The sequence below is a fragment of the Dactylosporangium sp. NPDC051484 genome (assembly GCF_040689395.1).
Taxonomy (GTDB): domain Bacteria; phylum Actinomycetota; class Actinomycetes; order Mycobacteriales; family Micromonosporaceae; genus Dactylosporangium.
In genome coordinates this window covers 1-5187 of the sequence record NZ_JBFAZX010000078.1, presented here as the reverse complement: position 1 = coordinate 5187, position 5187 = coordinate 1, and the positions used below count along the sequence as shown (strand labels likewise).

Annotated in this window: 5 protein-coding genes; 2 read left to right on the top strand and 3 right to left on the bottom strand. The window is 68.4% G+C overall.

Annotation, left to right across the window (positions count from 1 at the left end):
• Positions 1 to 376 precede the first annotated feature (376 nt).
• A complete protein-coding gene (locus AB0367_RS38625) occupies positions 377 to 1246 on the top strand; it encodes a hypothetical protein (protein WP_366231485.1) in 870 nt (289 codons plus the stop codon).
• A gap of 223 nt (positions 1247 to 1469) precedes the next feature.
• Here AB0367_RS38625 and AB0367_RS38620 read toward each other — a convergent pair whose 3' ends face one another.
• Positions 1470 to 1829: an SHOCT domain-containing protein gene (locus tag AB0367_RS38620; protein WP_366231484.1), complete on the bottom strand. Its 360-nt coding sequence runs from the start codon at positions 1827 to 1829 to the stop codon at positions 1470 to 1472.
• Between the two features lie 153 nt (positions 1830 to 1982).
• Between AB0367_RS38620 and AB0367_RS38615 the strand changes: the two genes are divergently transcribed.
• Complete coding sequence (locus AB0367_RS38615; protein ID WP_366231483.1) at positions 1983 to 2270, top strand: hypothetical protein; 288 nt, start codon at positions 1983 to 1985, stop codon at positions 2268 to 2270.
• 1251 nt (positions 2271 to 3521) lie between these two features.
• On the opposite strand, the gene AB0367_RS38610 is transcribed toward AB0367_RS38615, so the two are convergent.
• Entirely contained in the window at positions 3522 to 4535 is a 1014-nt protein-coding gene (locus AB0367_RS38610) for a hypothetical protein (protein WP_366231482.1), read from the bottom strand.
• 56 nt (positions 4536 to 4591) lie between these two features.
• Positions 4592 to 4942, bottom strand: a complete 351-nt coding sequence (locus AB0367_RS38605; protein WP_366231486.1) for a helix-turn-helix transcriptional regulator — start codon at positions 4940 to 4942, stop codon at positions 4592 to 4594.
• Positions 4943 to 5187 lie beyond the last annotated feature (245 nt).

The window sequence follows — 5187 nt, the reverse complement described above, 5'->3', positions numbered from 1 at the left end:
ACCGGAAGACATGTGTCCGCGGACCCGGAGAAACCGTGTCCGCGGACCCGGCGGCCCACTGTCCGCCCATCCGGGGCATCAGATGACCGTTGACAGGGTTCGAAGGGTGCGGCCGCAGTGGTGTCCTGTGTGCGGCCAGCGCGGCGTGCACCCGGCGCCGCTGGCCAGCGCTCGTCACAGACGGTGACTTGCTCGGCGAGGCCGAGGCTTCTTGTTCTGCCGAATTGAGTGCGGTTGTGCACGGCGCTGGCACGGGCCGGCGACTCGCGCCGCGACCAGGTGCCTCGCGTCGCATGAGCTGCCGCGCCAACCCATGACCTCGCTGAGCGGTCCTATCTCCGCGTTTCAGTGAGCTCCAGGTGCTAAAACGTCACACGTGAGTTTCTTCGGCACCTTCGTGCTCGCCCGGTCCGACACGCTGCTGCCGCATGTACCCGGGATACGGTCCGCGTTCGGCAGCCGATTCGTCGCTGTGCACCGGTACGACAGCGGCTGGCAACTAGCGCACCTCAATCCACCGATGTATCACGAATGGCCGACCATCCACGGCGGACCCGCGCCCCTGGCCGTGGCCACCGGCGCACCCGCACTCGCAATAGAGATCAAAGAGAGCTACTGCCTGCAGTACGGCGGCGCGACCCCCGACGGATCTACATGGCTGGCCCACTTCGCCAACACCGCCGAGCGAACCGGCCCCACCTTCCGTGACCTCGCCGCGGCCACAGGGCTCGTTTCGCCGCCCCGCCCGGCAGCGCAACGCTGCGCCTTTGATCACCACGAAGAGTGCACCGTGCCCTTGCCTGACGGCGCCGACGTGCCGGACGACGACCCGGCCAGCTTAGCCAACACCCTGTCCAGCTGGGCCGCAGCGGCCGACGTGTCCACCTCGGCGAACCGCATCACCGACGCGATCGGCACCCACACCGACGACAACGCCGTGTACAGGCTGATCGACGCCCTCGGGCTGGAGTTCCTGGAGACGGTCCACCCGCTGTTCACCTTCCGCGAGCATGACTGGCGGGACGCGTGGCGCATCGGCAGGGATGCCAGCCTGCGGGTCTTCCGAGCATGGGACACCCACCGAGAAGGCGACGAACTGGCCTCCTACGACCGGCCACTGCCGGGCGCCGACGAGTTCGTGCGGTTTCTGGACCTGGTAGCAGCATCGATGTTCGGCGGTGGCCTCACGAAGGAAGAACTGCGCATCGAGGCCGCACGGCTGCTGGACACCTACCCCGAGCCGTAACCCGTCACGCCGTCACCGTATCTATACCCGTATCGCGGCGCACTCTCATGCCGCCGCGAGTGCTCCGGCGTTCATCCCCGCTGGTGACGCACGGTGATACATGGCCATCTCTCCTTCCCGGCGCCGATGTGGCGCCCCCTGGTGAGCTTGCGCTGCGCGCGGCGGTGTCCGCCTACCTCGGGTCGCTAGACCTAGCTTGATCAGCTGCGCACCGGGACGAGGCCTACATCTCGGCCAGAATCTTTGCCTTCGCCTGTTCGTACTCGGCTGGCGACAGCGCACCGGAGTCCCGCAGAGACTGCAGCATGGTCAACCTGACGAGTGGGTCCATCGTCGGGGCGGGCTGCGCCGTGCCGGGCCCGGCCGTGAACAATTGCCCGTCGTTGATGGTGACCAGCGCGCCGAACGGCGGTGCCGCCGGACCAGCGTTACCAAAAGGGTGCGGGTGCGGCGGCGGGACAGGCGCCGGCTGCCGGAACCGTAGCCGGCCCAGGATGAAGCTCGCGAGGCTGCCGATGATGGCGAGGGGCAGGATGAACGCCCATTTGCCGGTCCCCGGTGTGTCCACTGTGTGCAGTGCCACAGCACATGCTCCAAGCAGTAGGGGTCTCACGACCGCGGAGTCAGCCACGGTTGGGTGCACGGATCTGGGCGCTACGGAAAGTGATTGAGAGGCCCGGCCGGGTCGGATCCGCCGCTGTCGACTGAGAACGAGTACTCGGCTACTTTCACCGGCATGGCGACCGAATTCGTGCATGACGCTTACATCCTGGTACTCGACGGACGGGTCCTGGAGATCTTCCACCGAGGCAATGCCGAATCGAATCGGGTCCACGTGGCGTTTCTGGGTGTCTCGGTCAAGCCCAAGGGCGACCGGTACAAAGTCCAGATCGGGGCGGGATACGACGACCAGGTCCTCTCGGGTGCCTGGCTCACCATGGACGCGGCCGAGTTTGAGCGTTTCCGCTCGTTCATCGCACTGGCCATGGCAGCTCGGGACAGCGCGCCCAACCCGGTCCAGTGACTACCGCAAGAAGCGGTTGTCGAGTTTCGTTGATCAACATCGGCAAGCGCATCGGCAACATCTTCGCGAAGCCGGCGCTGCCGCAGACCGGGTACACCAACAGCGGCTGGCATGGGCGAACGGTACGTCGCGGACCTCGACCCGCTCCGCGGCGAACTCGGATTGCCCCGGTAGCGGAACCGACGCCGGAGCAGCTGCGACCGTTCCTGCCTCAGGACGCCAGACCGCAGCCGCCGACATCGACGTTCGGACGGTAGGCCGGAGCACGCCCGCGCCCGCGTCATGCTACGAGAGACAGCCTGTCGCAGCCGGGCGGCGTCCCGTCGGCGCGACCTGTGCATGCCGATCGATGTAACGCTCCTCCTGCCCGTCAAGGGCAGATGGCCACCAACGTCTGGCCGTCCGGCTCGACTATCCAGGACAGCTCGGACGACACCTCCCAAGCCCTGGCCGCAGATGGCACCACCAGCGCACCGGCCGTCGCTGGGCGGGCGTGCGTTCACGGCTCGTCCGTCGACCAGGACCTCGGGCCGTTCCACGCCTGGCTGCCAGCGGCGCCCCGCCGCTGGCTGGAGTCAGGGCGCGAGAGCGCCGTGGTCGACCGGCCTGCCGTCCTCGAAGAGCCTGCCGGTGGGTCCGTCGGCAGGCAGCATAGCCGCCCAGGCCACCCAGGCCGATGGTGTCGTGCATGTCGACTTCGGCGAGCCAGAGCAGGTGTTCCTCGTGACCGTGACAGCGGTACCGCGCCGAAAGTTGCCGCACGCGCCTCAGCGTGGCCGAGATGGGAGACATCGAGGCTTGGCTGTTCGGTCTGGAGATCGCTAACCACGTCACGCTGCGTCTGGAAGGAAGGGACCGGGAGCCGACCAAGCGCTGCAGACCTACCGCCAGGCACACGAGACCTGACTCGCCAACCCGCAAACCGAGCCCCCGGACTGGCCAGCCCTACACCTGCTGGAGATCCGGCAGACGGTCACCGATGACATCGGCACTCACTACACCTTGGCGAGTGCAGCCGGCGGCGGTGAGCGCTACCCCTGGCGCTATGTCAGTAACTACCTGCCGGTTCTGCCAGAGCAGGCCAGCAGCCTTCGGCTGTCCTTCGAAGCGCATGGACAGATCTCGGACGTGGAAGTTCCGCTCACTTGACGCACCGCAATGCCTTGATCGGCTGCACTGTCATGCCTCGAGTCGCGCATGTCCGACGTCGCACTAGCCTGCGACCAACCGTCCGGCTCAGGGTTTCGTGGACTACGCGGAGTTTGACGGGGCGCCGCAGGTCGGGCAATGGGTCGCCTCGGCGGGCAGTGACCGGCCGCCGGCCGAGCGTCGACCCGTTGCGGCGAGGGCCAGGAGTAGCAGTGCCGGTCCTACGACGGCGACCAGTACCCCAGCGGCGGCCATGGATGACCATTCCGGAACGATCGGCCGGCCCGGGCCGGCGTTGTCGAGCATCGCACCGAGCGGGTTGAGGGCGAGCATGCCGATCGGCGTGAGCAGGATCAGCAGCGCCCAGACACCGCGGGAGTCGTGGCGGGCGGCCAGGCCGAGCGCGAGCAGCGTCGCGCCGATGAGCAACGTCACCGCGGCGGCCGGCAATGCCAATACGGCGGACGGGTAGTAGTCGCCGTTGAAGCCCAGGCGCGGTTCGGTGGTCACGGCAACCGGCACGGTCAACGCCGCGGCGGCGAGCGGCGCCAGCCGGACCCACCAGCGGTACCGTGCGGAGGCGCCGAGCGCGACGACACCGAGAACGACCTGGGGCAGCAGCACGCTCAGCGGTGGGCGGAAGATTCCGGTCAGCATCGCGGCTGGCAGGACGCCCGCGGTGACCAGCACTGCGAGGAGCGCCGCGCGGCGAAACCACTGGCCGGGAGCGACGGCGTGCACGACGGCGGCCAGCAACCACAACGCCCACGCCGCCACCCCGAGGGACAGGAACGGCCCGGTCTGCGCAGACCAGGGCCCATAGGGTGACACTCTGGGTGCCAGCACCTCGAGGACCGCCCACCAGCTCGCGAACGCGCTGGTGGTCGTCAGCGCGAGCAGGCCGGCGAGCCGGAAGCCGACGCCGGGCGCGGTCCGCAGGCGCCGGCGCAGCCCACCGGCCGCGAGGTCGGCGATGTCGGCGGGCGAGGGTCTCCTTCGGCCGGGCGCGGCCAGGGCCAGGTAGGTGTCCACCAGTTCCGAGCCACGCTTGCGCCGATCGTCGGCCGGATAGAACAGCGCCATCCAGCGCGCATAGCGCCGTTCGAGTTCGGTCATCGCAGGACGTCCTTGGTGATGCCCTTCCGGGCGGTCCGGCTGGCTTTGCGGCAGGCTCATGCGAATCTCCGGCTCGGGCGGGGTGCGGCCTTGGCGGCGCGCAGCCGGGTGGTTGCCGCCTTGACGTTGCGGCGCATGCGTTCGGTCTCGGCGGCCAGCAGCTCGCCGCCCGGCTCGGTGAGCCGGTAGTAGCGGCGTAGCCGGCCGTCGACGATCTCCTCGTGATCGACGCCCACCAGGCCCGCGTCGACTAGCCGGTCCAATGCGCCGTACAGCGTGCCGGGCCGTAGCGAGATGCGGCCGCCGGACAGCCGGGCCACCTCGGCGATCAGGCCGTAGCCGTGCATCGGCTCGCCAGCCAGGGCGGTGAGCATCAAAAATGTCGGTTCACGCAGTGGGGATTCCACGCGGCCCAATATATCGGCTGCGAAGGTATAACGGAACATCGCCACCGCCTGCCACCGGCCGATCCCCGACCCGAGATCTTGGCGTGCATCCGCAGCTACGGCCGGCCACAGCTTGATCACGTTTCCGCACCTGCCGCGTACAGCGTGCGTTCATGCCGGTCTTGAGGTGTCGGCGGATTGACGTACGGTTGCTAAAAGCCTTTGTGGAGCGTGTCAGGCGGGCTCAGGTCGATCGGGTTGGGGCC

Excerpts from the sequence above, each read along its gene's own strand:
- AB0367_RS38615 (WP_366231483.1), top strand. The coding sequence starts at position 1,983 with ATGGCGACCGAATTCGTGCATGACGCTTACATCCTGGTACTCGACGGA.
- AB0367_RS38610 (WP_366231482.1), bottom strand. The coding sequence starts at position 4,535 with ATGACCGAACTCGAACGGCGCTATGCGCGCTGGATGGCGCTGTTCTAT.